The organism is Pontibacillus chungwhensis (genome assembly GCF_030166655.1).
Taxonomy (GTDB): domain Bacteria; phylum Bacillota; class Bacilli; order Bacillales; family BH030062; genus Pontibacillus.
This window is the reverse complement of sequence record NZ_CP126446.1, coordinates 2,300,572-2,325,226: the sequence shown is the minus strand read 5'-3', so window position 1 is coordinate 2,325,226 and position 24,655 is coordinate 2,300,572. Positions and strand designations below refer to the sequence as shown.

Here is a 24,655-nt window from a genome sequence, read left to right as displayed (position 1 = left end):
TAAACGTGAGAGTGGTGATTACAGCCATCCTCTTTTGTATTGCTCAGGACCTTCTAACTCCACACCAAGTTCATCAGCAGCGGCTTTTGGCCAGTATGGGTTGCGAAGCATGGCGCGAGCTACGAAGATTAAATCAGCTCTTTTGTTCCGGATTGCTTCCTCTGCTTGAAGGCCAGAAGTAATCATGCCGACTGCGCCTGTTGCGATATCCGCCTGATTCCGGATTTGGTCTGCATATTGCAACTGATATCCAGGGTAGACCTCAGGTCGAACAGGTACTACACCGCCAGAACTACAGTCAATTAATTCAACTCCAAGTACTTTCATACGTTCAGCATAATAAAGGAAATCTTCCATTTGATTCCCATTTACATCGTGCTCATTCGCAGAAATCCGAACAAATATGGGTCCATCCCAAGTGGTTTTGACTTCTTCGATCACTTCTTCTAAGAATCGAAAACGAGACGCTCGATCTCCACCATACTCATCTGTACGTTTATTTGTGAGAGGGGAAAGAAACTGACTAATTAAATAGCCGTGCGCTCCGTGAAGCTCAATAATATCGAAATGCGCTTCTTTAGAACGTCTCGCTGCTTCTTTAAATGCCTGTATTGTACGTTTAATATCAGAGGTGGTCATTTCATTTGGGGTTTCCATGTCTTCTTTGAAAGGAATCGGACTTGGAGCATATATGTCTTCATCCAAGATCGCTTTTCTTCCTGCGTGCCCTAATTGAATCGCTGATCTGGCTCCGTGACGATGGATCCCTTCATTAATTTGTTGCAAACCTGAAACATGGTCATCACTCCAAATTCCTAAATCCTGAGGGGAGATCCGTCCTTCAGGGAGTATGGCGGTCGCTTCAATCATAATGAGCCCGGCCTGACCAGCAGCGCGGCTCTCGTAGTGGGCTAAATGAAACGGTGCTACAACCCCATCTTCAGTATGAGAAGAGTACATACACATAGGGGACATAGCAATCCGGTTTTTTAATGTAACTTTTCCGAATGTTATGGGGGAAAATAAACTGGATTCCATAGGTAATCCTCCTTTTTGAAAATACAGAACGAGTTCATTATTTCATAATCAAATGATTTTTACATTTTTATTGCTTCGTGCTTTTCCTTTTTCCTCTTAAATCTTTTAAAGAGTAGAACGTTCCCCTCCATTCAATTCCACCGTTCTTAATCGTAATAGTGAGCGCGCGTACGATCGTGTATATAAACAATAAAGCAGAGTAGGGAAGGGTGAGTGCGTATAAGGAATGGTAATGGGTTAGTTTCCTTGTTGTCATCACCATTAATGCAAGCATTAAAAAGATGGCTATTGCACTTAAGCTTCTGTGATCGTTGGATCCTACAATGAATATAACGAAAGGGAGAACTTGAGAAATAAACGTTCCTGAAACAGCAATAAAGCTTAAGGAGTAAGAATAATTCAATCCGGCAAATGTATTCTTTTCAAGTCCTTTTATCGCAGTACTTAAAGAAGGATACCATTCAACAGATAGTTCATCCATTCCAGTCACAAGCCGTTGTCTGTATCCTGAGGATTTCACCAGTTGTCCGAGATAAAGGTCATCGTCCGGCCTGAGTGAAAAAGACTTATGAGTTCCAATTGCCTCGTAAGTGGAGCGGTTCAGCATATTGAATGCTCCGATGCCCATACCTCCTTTATTAGAATAATCCTTGTTTGCTGTCCACGGCCTTTTAAAGAAGCCAAACCCAAACGTGGTCCACTTGATCCGCTTCAAAGAATGAAAGGGCCTGGTTAATAGCGTTGTTAGAAAAGTAAATGTCTCCATCCGTGAATAGTAGAACATCTCCTTTTGCGTGCCTGTACCCTGGTATAGAGCGTGGTTTTTCCCTAACCAGTCTGCAGGCAGTACCTCAATATGAATAGCTTTTATGCGGGAAGGATTGCTTTTTGCCCATTTGTTTATGATAGAACCTGTTTGATCTTGAGAACGATCATTTACCGCTATGATTTCAAAGGGCTCATGAGTTTGATTTATCAAGGATTGTAATGTTTGATCAATCGCCTTTTCTTCATCTTTAGCAGCCAGAATGATGGAGACAAACTGATTTGAATGATGATCCTGGACCTCTTTAAGAGCTTTTATAGATTTCAAGCCTCTCCATCCATCGATTAGGGCATACGTCCAAAAAGCGATCGTCATGATTAAAAGAATTGTCATGTGCCAGCCTCCGATCTATAGATTAAAATCTATCATACTTCTTGGACAATCACGATGCCTGGATCCTCTCTTAGAGCGTATTGGCATTACTTTTCCCAAAATATCCCCTTTTGTATCCAAGAGGTAAAACAAGCTATAATAAGATCGTCAATACAATTACTTAAAAGCGGTGGTAAGAATGATCGTAATGATCGATAACTATGATTCATTTACATATAATTTATTCCAATATATACAGATGGGAGGGTATGAGGTAGTGGTCTATCGAAACGACCAGATCTCTATTGAAGAAATCGAAGCTTTAGAACCAGAAGCAATCGTATTGTCACCAGGCCCTGGTTCTCCTCAAGAAGCCGGGATTTGTACAGATGTTGTTAAACATTTCTTTAGAGTGGTTCCTATTCTTGGGATCTGCCTTGGGCACCAGGTGATCGTAGAAGCTTTCGGAGGGGAAGTAAAAAAAGGAGAACGTCCAATGCATGGTAAAGTCTCTCTTGTATTTCATGATGGAAATGGCATCTATGATGGCATTTCGTCTCCTACTACTGTTACAAGGTATCACTCTTTAGTAGCTCTTGAGGACAGGCTCCCTAAAGAATTAGTAGTGACCTCGCGCTCAAAAGACGGAGCTATTATGGGAGTGCGACACAACGTTTATCCGGTTGAAGGAATTCAATTCCATCCTGAAGCGATCTTAACAAAGAATGGGTACGAAATGTTACAGAACTTTTTTGATGTAAAGGAGGTAGCTCCTTCATGATTAATTTACAATTCGACTTTGAGAATAAAGAAGGTGTCGTCACCCCATCTGTGTTTACGGAGCCTGAATCTGTCATTGAGGCACACACCATTGAAGAAATTGAAGCAGCCTTCTGTAGAATTGAAGAGGCAATTGAAAAAGGTAAATATGTGGCGGGATATATGTCTTATGAAGCAGCGCCAGCTTTTGACAAGCGATTTAAGGTTTCCCTTAATTCTGAGATGCCACTTCTAATGATGGGAGTATTCTCAAAAAAAAGCGAAGTTCCTCTTGAGAGTGGAAGCCTTCAATATAATGTAGCTGAGTGGAAACTCCAATCGGATTACGAGGAATACCAACGTGGTATCCGAACCATTCATGAAGCGATTGAAAAGGGAGATACCTATCAGGTGAACTATACGGCTCGGTTGAAATCACAATTTAATGGAGATGATCTCGCACTTTACCATGTGCTTGCTAAGAATCAACAATCCTCCTATAGTGCTTATTTGCAATTTGACCGTTATTCGATTCTTTCTGCCTCTCCGGAGCTATTCTTCAGAAAAGACAATGAACATATAACCACCAAGCCCATGAAAGGAACTATTAAAAGAGGAAAGACAATGGCTGAAGATCATCAGCTTAAGAGGACACTATCTCAATCAGAGAAAGACCGATCTGAAAATGTAATGATTGTGGACTTGCTACGAAACGACCTGGGGCGGATTGCCACACCTGGTACTGTCAAAGTACCTCGTTTGTTTGATGTAGAAACCTATCCGACAGTCCATCAAATGACCTCTACTATTCAAGGGGAGGTGCCTCGCGATTTACCTTTCTTTGAAATATTCCGTGCTCTGTTTCCGTGTGGTTCCATTACAGGAGCCCCTAAGATTCGTACGATGGATTACATCTCAGCTCTAGAACAATCACCAAGAGACGTATATTGCGGAGCTATTGGAATGTTCACGCCTGAACGGGAAGCCATTTTTAACGTCCCAATCCGCACGGTTTGGATCGATCGTGAAGAGGGGACAGCTACATATGGCGCTGGTGGCGGAATTACTTGGGAGTCTACTTCAAAAGGGGAATTTGACGAACTCTGGGTGAAAGCAAAATTGTTAACAGAGAAGCGGCCTTCCTTTCAACTGCTCGAAACCATTCGGTTAGAAGAGGGAGAGTATTTTTTGATGGACCACCATCTGAAGCGAATGAAAGATAGTGCGATCTATTTTCAATACCCTTGGCCCGAAAGAGAGGTCTCTGAAAAACTTGCAGAAATTAAGGAGTTTAATGGGCGGGGGCTTTATAAGGTAAGGCTTTTAGTCAGTGATGCTGGGGATATAACAGCAGAGGCTGTTCAGGAAGAGGTTATTGAAGCGGTGATGAAGTGTAAGCTAGCTAGCTCGTCTATTAATGAGGAAGATCCGTTCCTTTATCATAAAACAACTCACAGAAGTATGTACAATAAGCATAAGGATCAAGACTTTTTCTCTGTTCTTCTATGGAACACAAAAGGGGAGTTGACTGAATTTCTAATCGGCAATCTCGTGCTCTTTATAGATGGTGAATACGTCACTCCCCCTGTTGAAAGTGGATTACTAGCTGGTACTTATCGGGAATATTTATTAGAAGAAGGCATGATTGGTACCCAGACTCTCTATATGGAAGATTTGAAACGTGCAGATGAGGTCTGGATGATTAATGGTTTGAAAAAATGGGTACAAGTGGAACTTGTTCGATAAAATCTAAGAGATTCTTTATGTTTTTATGGAACAAGATTTCTAATAGACAGGAGTGTGCATATGGATATTATTTGGTGGCTTATTATTGTCATTAGTTTTATTTTTAGTTATGTGGGGTTACTTTACCCTGTATTGCCGAGTCCACTATTTTTATGGATTAGTGTGCTGGTTTATCAATTTGCAATAAATAGCAATGAACTAGGTATCTGGTATTGGATAACGATGGGGGTATTAACCGTGGTGCTCCTCATTTCAGATATTATCATTAACAGTAAAGCGGTCAAACATTACGGAGGGACAAAATGGGGAGAACGAATGGCAGCTATTGGTGTGATTATCGGTTCCTTTATATTCCCTCCGTTTGGCGTCATTCTTGTGCCATTTGTATTCGTTTTTATTACTGAGTATATTCAAAAAGAAGATTTACAAGAAGCGCTTCAATCCTCTAAGGGAGCTATTATTGGATTTCTCGGAGGTACTTTGGCGAAGTTTATCATTCAAACGTTTATTATTGGGTGGTTCGTCTTAAATGTCACCCTGTTCTAAAGGAACTTATCTCATTTGAATTAAGTGTCGTTAACCTATAATATAAAAAATCCTCCCTCCTAACTAAAGAGGTGAGGATTTTTTATATTATATTAGCTTGAGGTAAACAAACCTCCGTTAACATGAATAAATTGACCAGTCATATAAGATGAGTCATCAGAAGCTAGAAGGACGTAGCTTCCTACATGCTCAACAGGTTGCCCGGGACGGCCCATTAAGGTATTGGTGCCAAACTGATCTACTTCTTCTTCAGGGAAAGTGGCTGGTATAAGAGGCGTCCAAATTGGACCTGGTGCAACTCCATTAACGCGTATGCCACGGTTGACAAGTTGTTGAGCCATGGAGCGAGTAAATGCTACAACAGCTCCTTTTGTGGCTGTATAATCAACAAGCTCAGCGTTCCCTGTATACGGATTTATAGAAGCAGTATTAATAATAGCGCTCCCTTGTTTTAAGTGTGGCAGAGCTGCTTTTACCATATGGAACATAGAAAAGATATTGGTCTTAAATGTACTTTCTAATTGTTCTACTGAAATATCTTCAATGTTATCTTTTGGATGTTGTTCAGCTGCATTATTTACTAAAATATCAAGTTGACCAAAAGTATCGACCGTTTTGGCTACAATATCACGACATGTAGCATCATCCCCAACATCTCCAGGTAGTAGCAAAGCTTTAGTACCTTCTGCTTCTACTTTCTTCTTCGTTTCTTCCGCATCCTCGTGCTCATCTAAGTAAGAAATAGCAACATGGGCGCCTTCTTTTGCATAACCAATAGCTACAGATCGACCAATCCCGCTATCTCCGCCTGTTATGAGAGCCACTTTACCTTTTAATTTATTTCCACTCTGATAGTCTTCATCAGCTTGAAGGGGGGAAGGATTCATTTGTGATTCAAACCCTGGCTGGCGTTGTTGTTCTTGTTTGCGAGGGCCATCTTGCATTAAATTATCGCGATTCATATCGGTTCCTCCTTATTATGTTGCTAAACTTTTTTAGGTTCGGAGGTACTATTCCACATGTATCCAGATTCAAACTCTGATAACGGTATCATTTTTTATGAATATGTATGAGGGTGGACCGTCATAGAAAAAAGAAGGCTAAATCTATCATGATTTAGCCTTCTTCAATTAATTCTTAACCCGTGGTGCCCTGTTTAGTAACCTCCGTAACCGTATCCTCCATATCCTCCATATCCCCCATATCCCCCGTAATAAGGGCCAGGGCCATAACCATATCCGTAATACGGTGGATAGTATGGGTATGGACGATAAAATGGGGAAAAGAGCGCACTACCTACGAGACCTCCGACAAGTCCCCCGACAAAAGGTCCTCCAAAAAATGGGCGACCGAATCCAAATGGTCGTCTTCCGACAAAAATTCTTTCATCTGATCTGTATAAATTGTGGTTCCCTTGTGGAAGCACAGGATAAGCATATCCGTTATGATGCATACTACTTCCTCCTCCTTGTTATTTCCTGATTATGATATGCGCCTGATGAGATTTTTGGGTCTTTATTCTAATGGGAAACCTGAAAATAGGCAGATGTCTATGTGTTACACTGGAGACATTCGAGTGGAGGTGGAAGCGGTGAGAGACTTTCATTGTTGTGCTACATGTGTGCATTTTACTGTAGCTAAGGAAAAGGGGAGAGTTAAACGTTTTTGTAAGCGTCTAGGTTACGAAACAGATCCGAGGTGGAAGTTTGATTGCTGGACCCCGAAAGATCATGTTCTGAGGTTAATGAAAAAAGAAGAAAGTAAGAAAGGGATATAAAGAAAGCTCAGAGTTACAGGGTAACTCTGAGCTTTTATTTATCATCATTTGGAGTATGGAATTACATGTTGATAACAGTAACTTTGTCACGTACAACGGAAAGAAGGCTCTCACGGATGCCTTGTACACCAAGACCAGAGGCTTTCACACCTAAGAATGGGAAGTGGTCTGGTCCACGGGATGTTTTACCGTTTAGCTGAACTGTTCCAACTTCTAGTTTATCAGCGATGCTCATCGCGTTGTCGATATTCTTCGTAAAGATACTCGCCTGTAAACCATACTCAGATTCATTAGCGATTTGAATAGCTTCAGACTGACTAGAAACGCGGATAATTGGAAGAACAGGACCAAATGGTTCCTCCCATGCTACACGCATATCTGTTGATACATGATCAAGAAGAGTTGGGTGAAGAAGATTACCTTCACGTGTGTCACCAGAAATAACTGTCGCACCTTGATCTTTCGCATCATCAATAAGACTTTGTACGTAATCAGCGCTCTTATCATCGATTAAAGGGGTCACATCTTTATTATCTTCTGGCATACCTACAGACAGGCTCTTCACTTTATGAGCGATACGATCTACTAGCTCATCAGCTACTTCATCTTGAACAAGTACACGTTTAATCGCTGTACAACGTTGACCAGAGTAACTGTATGCTCCGGCTACAATCTCTTTTGCAGCTTTATCTAGGTCTGCATCTTCAAGGACAATCGCAGGGTCCTTACCGCCTAGTTCAAGTACTAAAGGTACCATTGAGGATAGTTGAGCGATGTGACGACCTGTAGCTGTTCCACCTGTGAAAGAAATCATATCTACTTTAGGGTGTTGAACAAGGAAGTCACCGATCACAGAGCCACGTCCTGTTGCTACGGTTATAAGTTCTTTAGGAAGGCCAGCATCAATTAGAGCTTCTACCATTTTTATACCGCTAATCGCACCTTGAGTGGCTGGTTTAAACACAACGCTATTACCTTGAACAAGGGCTGGTGCAATTTTAGAAGCTGAAAGGTTAACTGGGTAATTGAATGGTCCAATAGCTAAGATTGTTCCAAGCGGTGCTTTTTCAGCTAAACCAACTTTAGAGCGTGAGCCTCCTTTGAAGCCATCTCCGCGCTTCACTTCACCATTTAATCGATAAGCATCTTCGACTGTGTGACGGATATAGTCTACAGTACGCTCTACTTCAGAAACAGAAGATTTTTTGTTTTTTGCAACTTCTTTCATAATTGCTGTACCAATTTCTTCTTTTCGTTCTTCTAGAAGATCAGCCCATTTATTAAGGATTTCTCCACGTTCTTGCACAGAACGTTCAGCCCATTCAGTTTGAGCCTTAGCTGTTGTTTCAATCGAAGTATTTAATTCTTCCTGAGATAAGGAAGGTACGCTCCCGACAAGTTCTTTATTAGAAGGAGAATAAATATCTACTGTCGCTTTTGACTCGCTTACATTCCATTCTCCGTTTAGAAGTGTTTTAATCATTTCATTTGTTGTTGTACTCACGTGTAAAACTCCTTTATGGTTCAGTGTTTACTTCAAATAGTTAAAAAAATTAATAAATCTTTATTAAGATGCTTCACTGTAAGTCATTTTATAATTGATTAAGGAATATTGCAAAACATATACACTGATATATCAATGAAAATGCTTTCTTTTGGGTTTTTGTTAGTAAAATATGTAACATCATTCTAATAAATGTATTGAATGCGTTTTCTGTGGATTTTATAAAAAATTAAAAATAATTAACAAAATGGTTGTAGAGATTTTATACGGAGAGAATGAATGAAATATAAAAATGAGTAAGCCCAAAAAAGGACTCACTCATTAGGATTTGTGTTTATGTAGATATAATTCTTTGTATTCTATAGCAGAATGGGGAACATCTGTAAAAATGCCATCAAGGTTAAGTTTGTAAGAACGCATCAATCTGGAGGGGCGATTGATTGTATAGGTTCTGACTGGAAGCTGTAAACGATCGGCTTCTTTTAATAAACCTTTTGTTAGGGCGGTGTATTTAATGTGTAAAGCATTAGCTTTGGAGTCTTGTATGAGTTGCTGTAGATCTTTAGGGCGTCTGCTTGTTAGACAAGCACATTCTATCTCTTTTGAGATCCGTCTAAACCGTCTGATGCTTTTTGGGTTAAAGCTTGAGATAATCGTTCTGTGCTCGAGTTTATAATGGGTAATCAAGTTGAAAACCTTTTGTTCAATATCTTTATAATCAATGAGGTTGTTCTTTAACTCAATATTCATTACAAGGTTGGTTGATGCGATCCATTGAAGAAATTCCTCTAAGCTAAGAAGCTGTTCTCCTTTATATTTTTCACTAAACCAACTTCCGGCATCAAGTCTTTTTAATTCTTCAAACGTGTAATCTTTTACATATCCAGTACCATCTGTTGTGCGGTGAAGGGTCTCGTCATGAATGAGGACGGGGATATGATCTTTCGTTAGCTGTACATCTGTTTCAACCCCGTCTGCTCCCATCTTTTGTGCCAGTATAAAAGCAGCCATCGTATTTTCCGGAGCCAATCTGCTTGCACCCCTGTGAGCGAATATAAACGTCTTCACATTAGCACCTCCTGAAATAGAGTCCATCTTGATTGTGTTCCATCCCGATATAAAAGTCAATTTAGTTTCTGTAAAAGAATGTATTGTGATAAGATAGCGTAAATATCTGAATAATACATCAATTATAACCCAAGCAGGAATAGGAGTGGGATCATGTCAGATTGGAAAACTAAGAAACAGCTTGTCGATCTGCTCTGCCAATTAGTTGAATACCCAAGTATTACAGGAAGCGAAGCAGAAATTGCGCTAGCTGAACATATTCACCAACGATTTATGGAAAAAGATTATTTTAAAAACCATCCCGACCACGTTAAGCTTCATCCGTTACCTGATGGTAGGCAGCTCGTGACAGCACTTGTAAAACAAGATGAAGCTCAAGATACGGTAATCTTATTAAGTCACTTTGATGTGGTAGGGGTTGATGATTTCGGTTCTAAAAAGCCTCTTGCTTTTTATCCGAGGGGATTAACTGAAGAATATGAGCGAATACGAGAAGAACTCCCCGATGCTATTCAACAAGATATGAAAAGCGGGGAATGGCTGTTTGGGCGAGGAATTATGGATATGAAAGCAGGACTTACGGTTCATATGTCCATGCTAGAGCGTGCTATGGAAGGTGAATTTAAAGGGAATTTACTTCTCTTAACGGTACCTGACGAAGAGGTTAACTCCCTTGGTATGCTTCAAGCTCTCCCAGCCCTTCAAGAAATCAAAAAGCAGGAGAACCTCAACTATAGGGCATGTTTAAACGGAGAACCGATGTTTAGCCAGTATCCTGGTGACCCAGGACAATATGTATATTCAGGCTCAATCGGGAAATTGCTCCCTGGTTTCTTATGTTATGGAAAAGAGACCCATGTGGGAGAACCGTTTGCAGGACTAAACGCTAATTTAATGGTAAGTTACTTATCACAAGAACTGGAGTTAAATGAAGCTTTCATCGAAACAGTGGGGGAAGAAACCACACCACCGCCGATCTCTTTAATGCAGAGAGACTTGAAGGAGGAGTACTCCGTTCAGACACCTCAAGCGGCTGTAGCCATGTATAATGTTCTTTACTTGAAGCAGTCCACGAAAGAGATTCATAAGAAGCTTCTTGAAGCAGCGAATCGAGCAAGTAGCCAGACGACAAAACACTTCAATGCGAAGGCGCGTGCCTTTCTGAATGAAAAGCCGGGCATTCATATACCAGAATTTCCTGTACGTGTCTTTACTTATGATGAATTATATAATGAAGCAGTGGAGCGATACGGGGGAGAAGAGGTTGAGAGGAGGAGGAATCTTCTCATAAGTCAAAGAGAGAAAGGAGACCGAGAGTTTTCAACCCTTCTTGTACAAGAGCTTGCATCGCTATGTAAAGACCTTGCGCCTATGATTGTTCTATTTTACAGTCCACCGTTCTATCCATCTGTCTCGTCTAAAGAAGATGACTATGTTAAGGATACGCTGCAACACGTTAAAGATTACACGAAAGATCAGTTCCAGATTACTCTTGAGGAAGTAGAATTTTTCCCTGGTCTATCAGATCTTAGCTTTATTGGTCCGCCAACCTCAGAGACTAAATTAAATACGTTGTTAGAGAATATGCCGCTTTATGGCAATGGATTTGAATTATCAGATGAACGACTGTCAATGTTTCAAATGCCCATTTTAAACGTCGGGCCAAGAGGGAAAGACCCCCATCAGTGGTCTGAACGACTAGAACTCTCTTATAGCTTCGAACAGCTACCAGAAATCATTTCTGAAACCATTCATACTTTATTGAAAACGCGAAGTTAAAACAATTTTGTGAGGGATGGGGCTCTTACGGATAACGATCTAAGCTTTAAAGAAGCATAAAAAAAGTCCAGCTCAAGCGAGCTGGACTTTAAGTTTATTTCCATAGGTTTCCATCAAAGTAGATGCCTGTGTCTGGACCGATTGGGATACCGGCAACGACCCAAATGATAAGCATGATCAGCCATGCAATGAAGAATGCAATCGAGTATGGAAGCATAGTGGAAATTAAAGTTCCGATTCCAACTCGTTTATCATATTTTTGGGCAAAGGCAATTACAATGGCGAAATACGTCATAAGTGGTGAAATAACGTTTGTCGTTGAATCTGCAATACGATAGATCAAAGTTGTAAATTCCGGGCTGTAGCCGATACGCATCATAATAGGTACGAATACAGGAGCCATAATAGCCCACTTGGCTGATGCGCTACCCATTACTAAGTTGATAAGAGAAGCGACAATAATGAACAGAATCACAACACGGAAATCGTTAATGCCTGTACTATCTAGGAATTCGGCACCTTTAATAGCTAAGATGCGTCCAAGGTTTGTTTTGGCAAAGAATCCAACAAACTGTGCAGCGAAGAACGATAGGACAATAAAGGAACCCATTGTTTCCATCGTTTCATTTAGTTGGTTGGCTACATCTTTATCGTTCTTAATGTTCTTTGTAACAATCCCGTATACAAGTCCTGGAATAAAGAAAGCCAGGAAGATACTTGGTACTAGGTTAAAGAAGAATGGAGACATCAATACATCTTCATTATTTCGTAGTGGAGACCACTCAAATGCGATAAGTAAAGATAGTAAACCTAATGTAACAAGAAGAGAAAGGAATGAAAGAAGAAGTCCTTTTTTCTCGGCCTTTGTTAAGTAGTTAATTTCTTCTTCCACTTCGCCTTTATAATCACCAAGACGAGGTTCAACGAATCGATTCGTTACCCATGTACCTACTACTGTTAATAAAGCAACAGAGGCTAGCATAAAGAAGTAGTTCATAGTGTATTGAATTTCCCCTGCATATTCAGGAAAAGCAGAGTTCTTTACTGCTTCAATGGTTAAATCAGCAAGTAAAGGATCTAGAGCTGTTAATGATAAGTTCGCACTAAAACCTGCAGATACACCCGCGAAGGCGGCTGCTAAACCTGCTAATGGGTGTCGTCCAAGTCCTGCATATAGAACTGCACCTAAAGGCACAAGTACAACGTAACCTGCATCAGCTGCCATACTTGACATAATACCAGCAAACACAAGGGCTGCTGTAATCATTGAACTAGGAACAGAGGTAACAAGTCCACGAAGCATAGCGCTAATTAAGCCAGAGCGCTCTGCTACGCCAATTCCTAGCATTGTTACAAGTACCGTTCCGAGTGGGGCGAAGCCTGTGAAGTTTGTAACGAAGTTTTCAAAGATATATTTTATACCCTCAGACGACATTAAGTTAAAGACAGAAACCGTCTCTCCCTTAATGGGGTCTTCAACCGTAACTCCAAGGGCTGCCATAATCCCTGAGAGGATGATGATCAATCCTGCTAGTATGGCAAAAAGGGTTGCTGGGTGGGGAAGCTTATTCCCGACGCGCTCGATGACGTCAAGCGCCTTCGTAACCCAACCGCGCTTTTGAGTATCCTCCATAGTTGGATCTCCCTTTCTTTTTCTTATGATTTTTCAAACAATTTGCATCGTTAAGAGTACTACAGAATTATAGAAAAACTTCGACAAGATTTAAAGGTTTATTGTAAAATGCGCAATTTGTCGAATATTATAAATAGTGTTAAAAAAGATTTTTCATATTTATGGAAATGAAATATTCCACACCAGGTGTACAAAGAAAAGAAAAGATATGTACTTTAACACGCCAACGTGTTGGTGTGTTAGAGTTTTTCAGCGATGGCTTTTCTTCATTTTTATCGCACTCAAATGGACATATTAAAAACCAGGGGCAAGGCAACGACCGGGAAAATATTTTTATCTTTTCTTTCTTTAACCCTCTTCTAGTCTTTCAAAAAGAGGAGATGTTCATTCCTTTTTTCGTTCTTGATTCATGACAAACTCCATAGAAAGGAGTACAATAGAAGAAAAACTGAATGATCATTCAGTGTTTGGGGGTTCACTATGGTTCAAACAACAGATAAGATCTATCAACTGTCCATTCCAACGCCATTTGCAGTGGGGGATGTGCATACGTATTTACTAAAGGGAGAAACGCTATCTCTAATTGATGCGGGCGTAAAAACAGAAGAAGCTTGGAAAGCGTTAGAATCCCAATTACACGCGATTGGTTACAGTCCTAACGATATTAAACAAGTGATTCTGACACATCACCATCCTGATCACATAGGTTTAGTTGATCGCTTTGAACAATTAGAAGGAGTATATGGTCATGAGGACAATAAAAGATGGCTTGAGAGAGATGAGACGTTTTTAAATCGTTTTCAAACGTTTTTCTATACGTTATATAAGCAGTTTGGGGTAGATCATACTCATGAAGCCTTCTTTAAACATTTGCGTGATCCTCTTAAATATGTGGCGGAGGGCACACTAACTGGCTCGTTAAAAGAAGGAGATCAAATTCCAGGGCATCCAGATTGGTCGGTTATGGAAACCCCTGGGCATGCCGAGAGTCATTTATCGTTTTACAGATCTCTTGACCAGTCGATGTTGTCGGGGGATCATTTGCTTTACCACATTTCTTCCAATCCTTTGTTAGAGCCACCTCGCCTACCTGGTGGTCCGCGTCCTAGGCCGCTTGTCACTTATCAAAAAACATTGGATAAGTGTTTACATATGGATATACGAGAAGTTTATCCTGGTCACGGCCCGGTTTTCACGAATCCTAACGAGTTAATTAAAGAACGTATGAAAAAGCAGGAATACCGGTCTAATAAGGTATATCACATGTTGGAAGAGGGACCTCTCACTCCATTTCAAGTGTGTAAACAGCTATTTCCAAAACACATTGAAAAACAATTTGGTTTAACGATGTCAGAAACCGTCGGGCAACTTGATGTATTGGAAGAGGAAGGGCGCGTTCATGTACACTTAGAAGATGGAGTTTATTATTATGAAGCAAAATAGGTGATAAGTTTGACGCATGTATTAACGAATAAGAAAGTGGTTATTACGGGAGCATCGAGTGGTATTGGAGAACGCATAGCCTGGCATGTAGCTAAAAAGGGTGGTCTACCGATCCTTTTAGCCAGACGAGGAGAACGTTTGAATGAACTCATTGACAGTATAGAGAAGAGCACCGGTGTGAGGGGTTATGCCGCTTCATGTGATTTGGCTAAACGCTCAGATATTGAACGGGCTTTTTCAATGATAAAGGAAAGATTCGGAGTTGTAGATGCCTTAATTAACAATGCAGGGTTTGGTATATTTGAGTCGGTAGAAGAGACGAGTATAGAGCAGTATGAAGCAATGTTTCAAGTGAATGTGTTTGGTCTCATTCAATGTGTGAAAGTAGTGCTTCCTGATTTTGTTGCACAAGGGGGGCATATTGTGAACATCGCCTCTCAGGCTGGTAAGATGTCTACTCCGAAAGCATCTGGCTATGCGGCTTCGAAGCATGCGGTTCTAGGTTTCACAAACGCTCTTCGCTTAGAAGTAAAACCAAAAGGGGTTTATGTAACAGGGGTGAATCTGGGCCCTGTTCGAACAAACTTTTTCGATCAGGCTGATCCTGATGGAGCTTATCAAAAGTCCGTTGAGCGCTTCATGTTAGATCCTGATGTTGTAGCTCAAAAAGTGATCAAGCATTTGTTTACATCTAAGAGAGAAATTAATTTGCCTTCTTGGATGGAAGCCGGTTCAAAGCTTTATCAACTTATGCCTGGACTTACAGAGAAAGTGATGCGCAAACAATTTGAGAAGAAATAAATCCTCACAACTCGTGAGGATTTTTGTTTTATATAAGAAGGGAACTATGTGATGAAGAGTAAATGTCGAAAAAAGGAAAACATCGCCACTTGAAAATGGGAACGAACATTCGCATAATAAGGATAATAGATCATGCGAACAAACATTCGTATTTCGCGGGAGGGTAACTTATGAATGCGGTGATTGATTATCAGTCGTTCCCGGAACGTAGTATTTTGTGTGTGGATATGAAAAGTTTTTATGCTAGTTGCGCCGCCATCATGAAAGGGCTAGATCCAATGAGGGCCCATCTTGCTGTGGTAGCAGATTTAAAGCGCCCGGGAAGTGTGGTGTTGGCAGCTTCGCCAGCGTTAAAGAAAGATTTCGGTATTAAGACAGGGAGTCGTTTATTTGAGATCCCAGATGATCCGAGAATCCATTTAGTGTCTGCACAAATGAGGATTTATCTGCACATCTCAACTGAAATTACCCGCCTTTTTAATCGTTATGTTCCAAAAGAAGCGATTCACACGTACAGTGTTGACGAAAGTTTTCTGGATGTAACGGGAACGGAGAGATTATGGGGAGACGCTAAAGAGGTTGCTCGAATGATCCAACAAGAGTTGTTTGAGACGTTTCACCTCCAATGTGCAATTGGAATCGGGCCAAATATGCTTCTGTCTAAATTATGCCTCGACCTGGAAGCTAAGAAAAATGGGATTGCTCAATGGGAGTATGAAGATGTAAAGAAAAAATTGTGGCCTGTTTCGCCGTTAAGCGAAATGTGGGGGATTGGTTCGCGGATGGAGAAACGGTTAAATCGGTTAGGCATTACAAACGTTGGACAGCTTGCTACATTTCCTCTCGAACAGCTGGAGAAACGCTTTGGGGTGATGGGGAATCAGCTCTACTATCACGCCAATGGGGTAGATCTCTCTGAGCTTGGTGCTCCCATTATGGAAGGGCAGATCAGCTTTGGGAAGAGTCAAATTCTTATGAGGGATTACCCGAACCCGGAAGAAGTGCGCTATGTCATTTTGGAAATGTGTGAAGAGGTGGCAAAGCGTGCACGTGCGTCTCAAAAAGCAGGGCGAACGATTAGTCTTGGGATTGGATATAGTAAAGTTGAGAATGGCGGTGGGTTTCACCGTTCAAGATCCGTCGCATCCCCTACGAATATTACAACAGAGTTATACGATGTATGTATGCAAATTTTTAACGAATTTTATTCTCATCAGACCGTTCGGAAGATTTCGATAAGCCTATCTAATATTACAGAAGACAAAGCGATGCAACTTAGTTTATTTGAACAAGACCGTGATAAAAAGCGTGATCTTGGTTATGTGATGGATGAAATCCGAAACAAATACGGGAACGATGCTCTTCTTAGGGCCGTTTCCTATACGAAGGCTGGTACAGCGAAGCATCGAAGTAAGTTGGTTGGCGGGCATTATGCGGAATAGAGGCGATTCCTTGCTGGATGATACTCCAGCAAGAAACGCATTCTTGTCCTCAATGACTTATGCTTCTATAAAAAGCTGTTTTTCAATAAGCGTTTGCTTAATGGCGGTTTCGTTCCCGCCTTGGACATCGAGTTCTACTGTTTGTCCAGGCTGTAGAGAGACTGCTAACACTCCTAAAAGACTTTTAGCATCCACGACCCAGTGATCTTTTTTTAACAGCACCGTATCCTCGTACTCACTCATTGTGTTTACAAAGAGACTAGCAGATTCGGCGAAAATCGGTTTCTGTACTTGCAGTTTCATTTTTATTCCTCCTCTTGATTCTTAATCGTTTCATTATCATATTTATGCGTTTACCTGGAGATTTCCTTCTTATAAAAGAGTATGATTCAGAGTTTGTACAAGACGCACAATGATTGGTCAATGAATGTGGGCACTTTATACAGATTAGTCAGAAAGGTTGCTCGAGCGGTTATGATTTTATAAGATAGATAAGACAGAAGGTGGTATGATCATGAAATTAACAATTATGAATGAAGCATTAAATCAATTGCGTCAGTTGCAGATGGACCATAAGCCTTATCTGCGCCTTTACTATGACATAGAAGGATGCGGATGTGGTGTGAACGGCGTACGCATTTTGTATTTTACAGATGAAGTGACACAATACGATGAAGTGGTGGAAAATGATAATTATAAGATCATAATAGATGAACAGCAAAAAACCTTTTTCGAACCAGACATGAAGCTAGAATGGACAGGGCGTTTATTCCGCCTTAAAAGTCCAAATGGGATGCTGAATGCTTCATTATCTTCTAGGGTTATTCAAAAAGGAGTGGAGTTTGTTGGGTAAGAAACGTAAACAAGAGGAAGAAGGCACGTTAAAAGATCTGTTACAAGATGATCTTGTAAAACAACTTCAATCGAAGAAAGCGGATTTGAAAAAGCAAGAAGAGCAGCGAAAAGAAGAAGAAAAGCAAAAGCGGATAGAAGAGCGTAAAAAAAGGGAAGCAAACAAAAGTTTTGAGGAATTGCTAAATGAAAGTGAACTTGATTGGAAGAGTTTCAAAAAGTAAAAGGTAAATAAGTGTTTTCATTTGTCAAGATGTGGTATCCTATACGTAGAAAGCATATAATAAAAAACGACCACAGCTGCAACTGTGGTCGTGTGATCTACGTTCTCTCTACTTAAGAGGATCGGCCCATATGAAATAGACCTCTCCTGCATAATCGTGTGAAGGGAGGTCTATTTTTTATGCTTTAAGAGCTCTGTCACAATCTTCACAACAAAGCTAAGAAGCGAAAGGACGAACATACCAAACGAAAACATTACCATAATGACTTGATATGCGTCGATAGGCATCACCCCCTTTCGGATAGGGGTTAGCCGACCACCCTTTTGATGTAGAGAGACAAGATCTTTCCTAATTATACCATACATCCGTCAGTAGTCGTTAGGACATAAGAACGCATGTCTTTTACATCTAAATGGGTCAAAGGAACTTATTCTCGCTAGGAATCCAGTTGAATAGGGGAGAGCTGGTCGGTTTGATCTCCTAATAGGTAAGGATTGGTTTGAATTCAAGGGAAAATGGATAAAACAAGAGAGCAGACTATTTCTGAGGAGGATAACAATGACGACATCATTCACTCAACAATATATAAATGGAACATGGAAACAAGGTTCCAGTGAGAAAATGGTAGAAAATTATAATCCATATTCAAATGAATTACTACAAACCATTCAGTCAGCAAATGAAAAAGATTTAAATGAAGCATATGAGTATGCTGAGAAGGCGCAATCATCCTGGGCTGACGTAAGCCCTGCTGAAAAACAAGCCTACTTCGACCGTTTGCTTCAGGTTATGAATGAAAGAAAAGATGAGATTGTCGACTGGCTTGTAAAAGAATCCGGAAGTACAAAGGTGAAATCACAAGTAGAATTCCAAGCAGCCATGGCGATTGTGAAGGAAGCGAGTTCTTTCCCAACACGCATGGAGGGGACAATCTTACCTTCAAATGTTCCTGGGAAAAACAACTATGTACATCGTTCAGCAAAAGGAGTCATTGGCGTGATTGGCCCTTGGAATTTCCCGTTCCATTTAGCGCTTCGATCTATAGCACCCGCAATTGCCACAGGGAATACAGTTGTCGTGAAACCCGCTTCTGATACACCTGTCACTTCTGGTTTACTTATAGCAGATTTATTCCACGAAGCTGGATTCCCAGAAGGCGTTATCAACGTATTAGTTGGACGAGGATCTGAAATAGGGGATGCATTTGTGGAACATCCGGCAGCTAAATTAATTTCTTTCACAGGCTCAACTGAGGTTGGAAGTCACATCGGAGAATTAGCCGGCAAACATTTGAAAGATACAGCTTTAGAATTAGGAGGCAACAATGCCATGTTAGTGTTGAAAGACGCTGATATTGATCGAGCTGTTCAGGCAGCGGCCTTTGGTAAGTTCTTGCATCAGGGCCAGATTTGCATGTCTCTTAACCGAATTATCATTCACGAAAGCATTTATGATAAATTTACAGAAGCTTTTAAGAATAAAGTGGAGAGTCTAAAAGCAGGAAACCCTGCTGATGACGATACAGTTGTCGGTCCTGTTATTAACGAGGAAGCGATCAAGCGTATTCAGCAAGATGTAGATGAGAGTGTCAGCCAGGGGGCTAAGAAGTTGCTTGGAGGAAAGGTAGAAGGAAATCTGATGCATCCAGTGGTCTTATCTCATGTAACAAACGATATGCCAATCGCTAAGAATGAGATATTTGGTCCAGTGGCGGCTCTTATTAAAGTGAAGGATGAAGAAGAAGCTATTCAAATTGCCAACGATTCTCCTTATGGCTTAAGCGGGTCGATCTTTACAACAGACCGCTATCACGGTATGGAAGTTGCGAAGCGGATTGAAACCGGTATGATTCACATTAATGATCAATCTGTAAACGATGAAGCCCATGTTGCCTTCGGTGGCGAGAAGCAATCAGGTATTGGTCGCTTTGGCGGCGAATGGGCAATTGACAAATTCACAACCGTTAAATGGATCAGTGTCCAATCCGAATATAGAGAATATCCATTTTAACGAAAGTTGAGGATACTACACTAGTTAGTGTCCGCTCCAATTTGCGTTCAACTTCAAATGTTCAGCACTCCTCAAGACCTGCCGCTAATCGGCAGGTCTTATTTTAATGGGGTTAAATGAATATACGGTGGTTTAGGGTGAAGGAAGTGAAACGAGTGTCCAGTGTTAAGAAAGAATTAAGGTAACAAATTCTTGAAATCCCAATTTATTGTAGTAGTATGGGAAGTAAATTGCCCATTGGCAAAATACATAAAAGTTTCTTTATTTTTGAAATAAACGGAACTTTTTGCAACCTGTCCCGTAAATAGGGATAGGAAATCTATTACATTATGAAAATGGAAAGGGATGGAATGATGACAAAACAAACCAAAAAGATGTTTGCAAAAGTTGGAGGAACTACAGTAGCAGCTACTCTATTAACAGCAGGTCTTGCGACGCCTACATACGCTGCAGAGGCTGATCAAAGTCAAGAAGCTATGGACTTGTATTTAGATGCGCAGCAAAACACAAATGATATCCGATGGGAACAAATGCTTAAATACAGTGAAACATCGATTGAGCTTCAAGATCGCTTATTGCGTGAGGCTTACAAGTCTAATTCAAGCTTTTCAATGGGCTTTGACGCAGAAGGGGATGCTGTACAACCTTTCCTTCCGCAAGTACAAATGGCTAAAAATGTTCTTTCAAAGCTAGAATTCGAAACGAAATCAAAAATCGATCCATCGACAAACGAGGCATATGGAGATGTTGACGTAAACTTGAATAACTTTAACATTGCCAGTGCTTACATGTATCAAAATGAAGAGAAGACAGCCCTTAAAGTTCCAAGTCTATATAGGAAGTATTTCAGCTTCCAAAATGACAAGTATGGGGAACTGATTGAGCGATTAGATGGAATGAGTGGAATGCCTGCTCAGGAAACACCTGGTGCGCCCGCAATGGATACGACAGGAATGATGACTTCCTTCCCTAACATTGTTAAAGCGAATGAAACGAATTTCACATTCAATGAGCTAAAGACAATGGGGCAAGATTATTTAAACGTTATTACGGATGAACTTGAAGGGGCGGAATTCTCCCTTGAAGAAGGCGTAGATTATGACGGAGAAACGTATGACAAAGTTTCTGTTCAAATTGATGAAGAAAAAGCTCAGGAAATGATTAAAGCATTGCTAGAAGAACTAAAATCTGATGAGACGTTCTGGAATGCTGTAATGCAACAAATGGAAATGCAAGGCATGCCATCTGATATGAATTCAGAAGAAATGATTATGGCGGATCTTGAGAGAGCCATTGAAAACGTAGACAAATTATCTCTCCCTGAAGGGATTTCAATCGAAGCTTATATCCAGGATAACGTTGTAGAACATGAAATGATTACAATGGACCTGAAAGCAGAAGGTTCTGAAGAAGCCGTAACAGTTGATATGATCGGCAGCTTTAACAAAGAGGGAGAAGATTACGAAGCAAGCGGAGAAATTTCCTTCGGACAAGCTGGTCAAGAGGAAGGGTTTACACTTAGTTATACAGAAGACGGCACATCTCAAACAGATGGACTAGCTGTTGATAATGAATTCCGCTTTGTTGTAGATGCAGTAGAAGATGCGAATGATCTGACGGTAGGACTTAACGTACAGAGCGAGTACACGGAAACAACTTCAAATTCTACATTTGATGTGGTGCTTGAAGGAGACATGTTTGAAGGACAACCAATCCCTGAAATTGGCGGCTATGTAAATACGACGTTAACTAAGGGAAGCGAAGATGAGTATAGTCAAGATACTGACTTAGGACTAGACCTTAACTTTGACAATACTCAAATGGGAAGTGTGATGGCATCTGTTGATTTCAATATGGAGCAAGATGTGACATTCACAGATGACCTTGAGTTCCCTGAAGTAGTTGAGGGGGACAATGCAGTCAATTTAAATGAAGTATCTGATGAAGAACTTCAGAAGATTGGTCAAGATATTCAAAAGAATATGAAGCGTTACAGCAACTTATTTATGCAAATTTTTGGCGAGACTCTTTTTGCTCCTAAAAAGTAATGTATTATAGGGAAAGCTCCTCACATCATGTGAGGAGCTTTTTGTGATTAGCGATGTTTTTGATAAACAATTGGTCGTGTGATTTGCTGTAGTTGAGAATAAACATCTTCTGTTAAAGGGGGAGCTTCTAACATGGATAGGTTTCTTTCCAATTGTTCTACTGAACTAGCTCCAAACACAGCGGTTGCAACAGCTGGGTCTTTCAGAACATATTGCAGTGCTAGGGCTTGAAGAGAACGATCTTCAGAAGAATACCCTAAACTATGTTCAATCATGTGCTTAACTTCATCATGGGAATAGGATAAGTAACCATCAGTGGCTTTCTCCTGTACTTTTTGGAGACCATTGTCACTTAGCATCCCTTTAGCTAATGGGCCCCTGGCAAGTACGCTGATTCTATTTTCGTTAAGCAATTCTAGTATTTCTTCTTCTGGACGACGGTCGAGTAAACTATATTGCATCATAACACTTACGATATTAGATCGTTTTACATATTCTTTAATAACATTTGGTCGAATAGAGGAGATCCCGTAGTAACGGACTAGCCCTTCTTGGACTAATTCGTCAAACGCTGCTATGGTTTCATCAATAGGGTCATCAATTGTCCCGCCGTGAAGTTGATACAGGTCAATGTAATCTGTTCCGAGACGGTGTAAGCTATTCTTAACTGCTTCCTTTATATAGGTTTTAGAAGGGTCCCAATACCAGTCTTCTTGTTCTTTGTTAAAGTGATTCCCTCCCTTTGTTCCGAGTATGACTTGATCACGTCGACCTTTAATTGCTTTTCCAACAATTTCTTCATTGCGGCCGAAGTTATATAAATCTGCTGTATCTAAGTAATTAATTCCTGCATCCAGGGCACGGTCTACAATTTCTGTAGCTTTTGTTTCATCTGTTCCTAGAGTCATGCATCCTAAACCGATCTCTGATACCATCAAATCGGAAGAGCCAAGTTGTCGCTTGTTCAAAATCTATCATCCTTTCTGGCTAGGGTACTTTCATTGTAAAATGGTCTTATGAAAGACTCAACTGTTACACTTTTCCCTAAAATAGGGTAAGTTAAAAGAGAATGTGAATTATATACTATTGGAGGAAATCGATATGAAAAAATTCGAAGAAAAAACGATACATACGGATTCTATTTATAAAGGAAAGGTAATCTCTCTTCAAGTCGACGATGTTTCTTTACCTGATGGGAATACATCAAAAAGGGAATTAATTAAACATCCAGGTGCCGTTGCTATAATTCCTGTTACACAAGAAGGGAAATTGGTCATGGTGGAGCAATACAGAAAGGCGCTAGAGCGCTCACTCGTTGAGATCCCAGCAGGAAAGCTTGAACCAGGAGAAGGTCCTGAGGAAACAGCTAAACGAGAGTTGGAAGAGGAAACAGGTTACACAACAGATAAACTAGAGTTCGTCACTTCTTTCTCTACTTCTCCAGGCTTTGCAGATGAAATTGTTCATGTGTATTTAGCGACAGATCTTAAAAAGGCAGAATCTAAGTTAGACGGAGATGACGATGAATTTGTTGAATTGCTAGAAGTTTCATTAGAAGAAGCTGAACAAATGGAAAGAGATCAAAGAATCTGGGATGCAAAAACAGCTTATGCGCTTCTTTATGTGAAATTAAAAGGATTGATGGTGTAATGAACGCCTATTTTGCAGATCTTCATATACACATCGGAAGAACGATTCATGGAGACCCTGTCAAAATAACGGCATCTGACGAGCTTACTCTCACAAATATTGTCGACCACGCAGCTTACCAAAAAGGGCTGGACATGGTTGGCGTGATTGATAGCCACGTCCCTGCTGTACAATCGGAAATCTTACAGTTGATTGAAGAAGGGAAAGCAGAGGAGCTTTCTGGAGGGGGGATTCGTTATGGCCCTCTTACTCTTATATTAGGTTGCGAAGTAGAGGTGTATGATGAGTATTGTCAGGGGCCTCTTCACGTGTTGTGCTATTTCCCAACACTCGAAGCTATGCAGCGTTTTACCGTATGGCAGAGCGAACGTGTAACAAATATCACATTAAGTTCTCAGCGGATGTATGGGAGTGCACAAGAATTACAGCGCTTTGTAAAGGATGAGGGAGGAATTTTTATTCCGGCCCATATCTTTATTCCTTTCAAAAGCCTATATGGAAAAGGGGTGAAAACATCTCTTGAAGAGGTGTTTGATCCTAAGCTTATTGATGGAGTTGAGCTTGGCCTTAGTGCGGATACGAACATGGCTGAAGGGATTCCAGAACTTGCAGCCTATTCATTTGTTACAAATTCAGATGCTCATTCATTACCAAAGATTGCACGCGAGTACCAGGAAATTTTAATGGAAGATTGTTGTTTTCAAGAATTGGTCTTCGCCCTTCATGAACAAGATGGTAGAAGAATCATTGGCAACTACGGTATGAACCCACTGCTTGGTAAGTATTATACAACGGTTTGTCATATGTGCTTAAAGTCACCGGAACAATGTCTTTGTGAGGAAGCTGTAATGGTGAAGGGAGTAGCTGATCGCATACATGAATTATCGGACGAATATGAAGGACGAAGGAAAAGGCCTCCGTATATTCATCAAATACCACTCGAGTATTTGCCGAAAATTGGTCCTAAAACATTACGTAAGCTAATAGAAGCATTTGGTACAGAAATGACTATCATTCATCATACCTCAATAAATCAATTGAAAGATGTTGTTCCATTGTCAGTAGCTGAGATGATCGTAAAGAATCGTTCTGGAGACGTGAGTGTTGATGCGGGCGGGGGAGGCATGTATGGTCGTATAAAAGTCAGGAAGTAAAAGAAGCGAACGGAGTGGTCTATTTTAAGAGAACCCTTCATAG

General features: G+C 40.6%; 24 protein-coding genes. 14 read left to right on the top strand and 10 right to left on the bottom strand.

What is annotated here, in order from left to right; all coding sequences use genetic code 11:
* Positions 1-18: 18 nt before the first annotated feature.
* Together namA and QNI29_RS21185 are read right to left on the bottom strand one after the other, a co-directional pair.
* Positions 19-1,038 (bottom strand): NADPH dehydrogenase NamA, encoded by a 1,020-nt coding sequence (namA, locus tag QNI29_RS12075; RefSeq protein WP_231416763.1) that lies wholly within the window; start codon positions 1,036-1,038, stop codon positions 19-21.
* Positions 1,039-1,105: 67 nt separating this feature from the next.
* Positions 1,106-2,197, bottom strand: coding sequence for a glycosyltransferase family 2 protein (locus QNI29_RS21185; protein WP_231416762.1), 1,092 nt, complete (start codon positions 2,195-2,197; stop codon positions 1,106-1,108).
* Positions 2,198-2,375: 178 nt separating this feature from the next.
* Between QNI29_RS21185 and QNI29_RS12065 the strand changes: the two genes are divergently transcribed.
* From QNI29_RS12065 to QNI29_RS12055, 3 genes are read left to right on the top strand one after another with little or no spacing between them, the layout of a single operon-like run.
* Positions 2,376-2,957, top strand: a complete 582-nt coding sequence (locus tag QNI29_RS12065; RefSeq protein ID WP_231416761.1) for an anthranilate synthase component II — start codon at positions 2,376-2,378, stop codon at positions 2,955-2,957.
* Positions 2,954-4,681, top strand: coding sequence for an aminodeoxychorismate synthase component I (gene pabB / locus QNI29_RS12060; RefSeq protein WP_231416760.1), 1,728 nt, complete (start codon positions 2,954-2,956; stop codon positions 4,679-4,681). Before QNI29_RS12065 ends, pabB begins: the two co-directional genes overlap by 4 nt.
* A 60-nt stretch (positions 4,682-4,741) precedes the next feature.
* Complete coding sequence (locus QNI29_RS12055) at positions 4,742-5,227, top strand: DUF456 domain-containing protein (RefSeq protein WP_231416759.1); 486 nt, start codon at positions 4,742-4,744, stop codon at positions 5,225-5,227.
* A 92-nt stretch (positions 5,228-5,319) separates the two neighbouring features.
* On the opposite strand, the gene QNI29_RS12050 is transcribed toward QNI29_RS12055, so the two are convergent.
* The 4 genes from QNI29_RS12050 to QNI29_RS12030 all read right to left on the bottom strand — a co-directional run bounded on the left by QNI29_RS12050 (position 5,320) and on the right by QNI29_RS12030 (position 9,576).
* Positions 5,320-6,189: an SDR family oxidoreductase gene (locus QNI29_RS12050; RefSeq protein ID WP_231416758.1), complete on the bottom strand. Its 870-nt coding sequence runs from the start codon at positions 6,187-6,189 to the stop codon at positions 5,320-5,322.
* Positions 6,190-6,383: 194 nt separating this feature from the next.
* A complete protein-coding gene (locus QNI29_RS12045; protein ID WP_231416757.1) occupies positions 6,384-6,680 on the bottom strand; it encodes a hypothetical protein in 297 nt (98 codons plus the stop codon).
* Positions 6,681-7,065: 385 nt separating this feature from the next.
* On the bottom strand, positions 7,066-8,487 hold the full coding sequence (locus QNI29_RS12035) for an NADP-dependent glyceraldehyde-3-phosphate dehydrogenase (protein WP_231417572.1): 1,422 nt from the start codon (positions 8,485-8,487) through the stop codon (positions 7,066-7,068).
* Positions 8,488-8,829: 342 nt separating this feature from the next.
* Entirely contained in the window at positions 8,830-9,576 is a 747-nt protein-coding gene (locus QNI29_RS12030) for a glycerophosphodiester phosphodiesterase (RefSeq protein WP_231416755.1), read from the bottom strand.
* A gap of 153 nt (positions 9,577-9,729) precedes the next feature.
* Here QNI29_RS12030 and QNI29_RS12025 point away from each other — a divergent pair, with 153 nt between their 5' ends.
* The gene (locus QNI29_RS12025) at positions 9,730-11,355 is read left to right on the top strand and encodes a M20/M25/M40 family metallo-hydrolase (RefSeq protein WP_231416754.1); all 1,626 of its coding nucleotides are present in this window, start codon (positions 9,730-9,732) and stop codon (positions 11,353-11,355) included.
* A 94-nt stretch (positions 11,356-11,449) separates the two neighbouring features.
* Here the strand turns inward: QNI29_RS12025 and QNI29_RS12020 are convergent, their stop codons facing one another.
* Positions 11,450-12,988: an AbgT family transporter gene (locus QNI29_RS12020; RefSeq protein WP_231416753.1), complete on the bottom strand. Its 1,539-nt coding sequence runs from the start codon at positions 12,986-12,988 to the stop codon at positions 11,450-11,452.
* A gap of 161 nt (positions 12,989-13,149) precedes the next feature.
* Here QNI29_RS12020 and QNI29_RS12015 point away from each other — a divergent pair, with 161 nt between their 5' ends.
* The 4 genes from QNI29_RS12015 (at position 13,150) to QNI29_RS12000 (ending at position 16,674) form a co-directional block, all read left to right on the top strand.
* Positions 13,150-13,401: a hypothetical protein gene (locus tag QNI29_RS12015; RefSeq protein WP_231416752.1), complete on the top strand. Its 252-nt coding sequence runs from the start codon at positions 13,150-13,152 to the stop codon at positions 13,399-13,401.
* Positions 13,402-13,468: 67 nt separating this feature from the next.
* Positions 13,469-14,431, top strand: coding sequence for an MBL fold metallo-hydrolase (locus tag QNI29_RS12010; protein WP_231416751.1), 963 nt, complete (start codon positions 13,469-13,471; stop codon positions 14,429-14,431).
* A gap of 9 nt (positions 14,432-14,440) precedes the next feature.
* Positions 14,441-15,232, top strand: a complete 792-nt coding sequence (locus tag QNI29_RS12005; RefSeq protein ID WP_231417571.1) for an SDR family NAD(P)-dependent oxidoreductase — start codon at positions 14,441-14,443, stop codon at positions 15,230-15,232.
* Between the two features lie 170 nt (positions 15,233-15,402).
* Positions 15,403-16,674 carry a DNA polymerase IV gene (locus tag QNI29_RS12000; RefSeq protein ID WP_231416750.1) on the top strand — a complete coding sequence of 424 codons (1,272 nt, stop codon included), beginning with the start codon at positions 15,403-15,405 and terminating at the stop codon, positions 16,672-16,674.
* Between the two features lie 57 nt (positions 16,675-16,731).
* On the opposite strand, the gene QNI29_RS11995 is transcribed toward QNI29_RS12000, so the two are convergent.
* Positions 16,732-16,977: an HPr family phosphocarrier protein gene (locus QNI29_RS11995; RefSeq protein WP_231416749.1), complete on the bottom strand. Its 246-nt coding sequence runs from the start codon at positions 16,975-16,977 to the stop codon at positions 16,732-16,734.
* Positions 16,978-17,188: 211 nt separating this feature from the next.
* On the opposite strand from QNI29_RS11995, the gene QNI29_RS11990 reads away from it, so the two are divergent.
* Entirely contained in the window at positions 17,189-17,527 is a 339-nt protein-coding gene (locus QNI29_RS11990) for an iron-sulfur cluster biosynthesis family protein (protein WP_231416748.1), read from the top strand.
* A complete protein-coding gene (locus QNI29_RS11985; RefSeq protein WP_231416747.1) occupies positions 17,520-17,750 on the top strand; it encodes a YqkE family protein in 231 nt (76 codons plus the stop codon). Before QNI29_RS11990 ends, QNI29_RS11985 begins: the two co-directional genes overlap by 8 nt.
* Positions 17,751-17,920: 170 nt before the next feature.
* Here QNI29_RS11985 and QNI29_RS11980 read toward each other — a convergent pair whose 3' ends face one another.
* Entirely contained in the window at positions 17,921-18,037 is a 117-nt protein-coding gene (locus tag QNI29_RS11980) for a putative holin-like toxin (RefSeq protein ID WP_255687396.1), read from the bottom strand.
* 271 nt (positions 18,038-18,308) lie between these two features.
* On the opposite strand from QNI29_RS11980, the gene QNI29_RS11975 reads away from it, so the two are divergent.
* A complete protein-coding gene (locus QNI29_RS11975; protein WP_231416746.1) occupies positions 18,309-19,760 on the top strand; it encodes an aldehyde dehydrogenase family protein in 1,452 nt (483 codons plus the stop codon).
* A 329-nt stretch (positions 19,761-20,089) separates the two neighbouring features.
* A complete protein-coding gene (locus QNI29_RS11970; RefSeq protein WP_284526486.1) occupies positions 20,090-21,808 on the top strand; it encodes a DUF6583 family protein in 1,719 nt (572 codons plus the stop codon).
* Between the two features lie 47 nt (positions 21,809-21,855).
* On the opposite strand, the gene QNI29_RS11965 is transcribed toward QNI29_RS11970, so the two are convergent.
* A complete protein-coding gene (locus QNI29_RS11965) occupies positions 21,856-22,776 on the bottom strand; it encodes an aldo/keto reductase (protein ID WP_231416744.1) in 921 nt (306 codons plus the stop codon).
* Between the two features lie 133 nt (positions 22,777-22,909).
* Between QNI29_RS11965 and QNI29_RS11960 the strand changes: the two genes are divergently transcribed.
* Positions 22,910-23,458 (top strand): NUDIX domain-containing protein, encoded by a 549-nt coding sequence (locus QNI29_RS11960; protein WP_231416743.1) that lies wholly within the window; start codon positions 22,910-22,912, stop codon positions 23,456-23,458.
* Complete coding sequence (locus QNI29_RS11955; protein ID WP_231416742.1) at positions 23,458-24,612, top strand: endonuclease Q family protein; 1,155 nt, start codon at positions 23,458-23,460, stop codon at positions 24,610-24,612. The genes QNI29_RS11960 and QNI29_RS11955 overlap by 1 nt, the downstream gene beginning before the upstream one ends.
* The last annotated feature ends 43 nt before the right edge of the window (positions 24,613-24,655 follow it).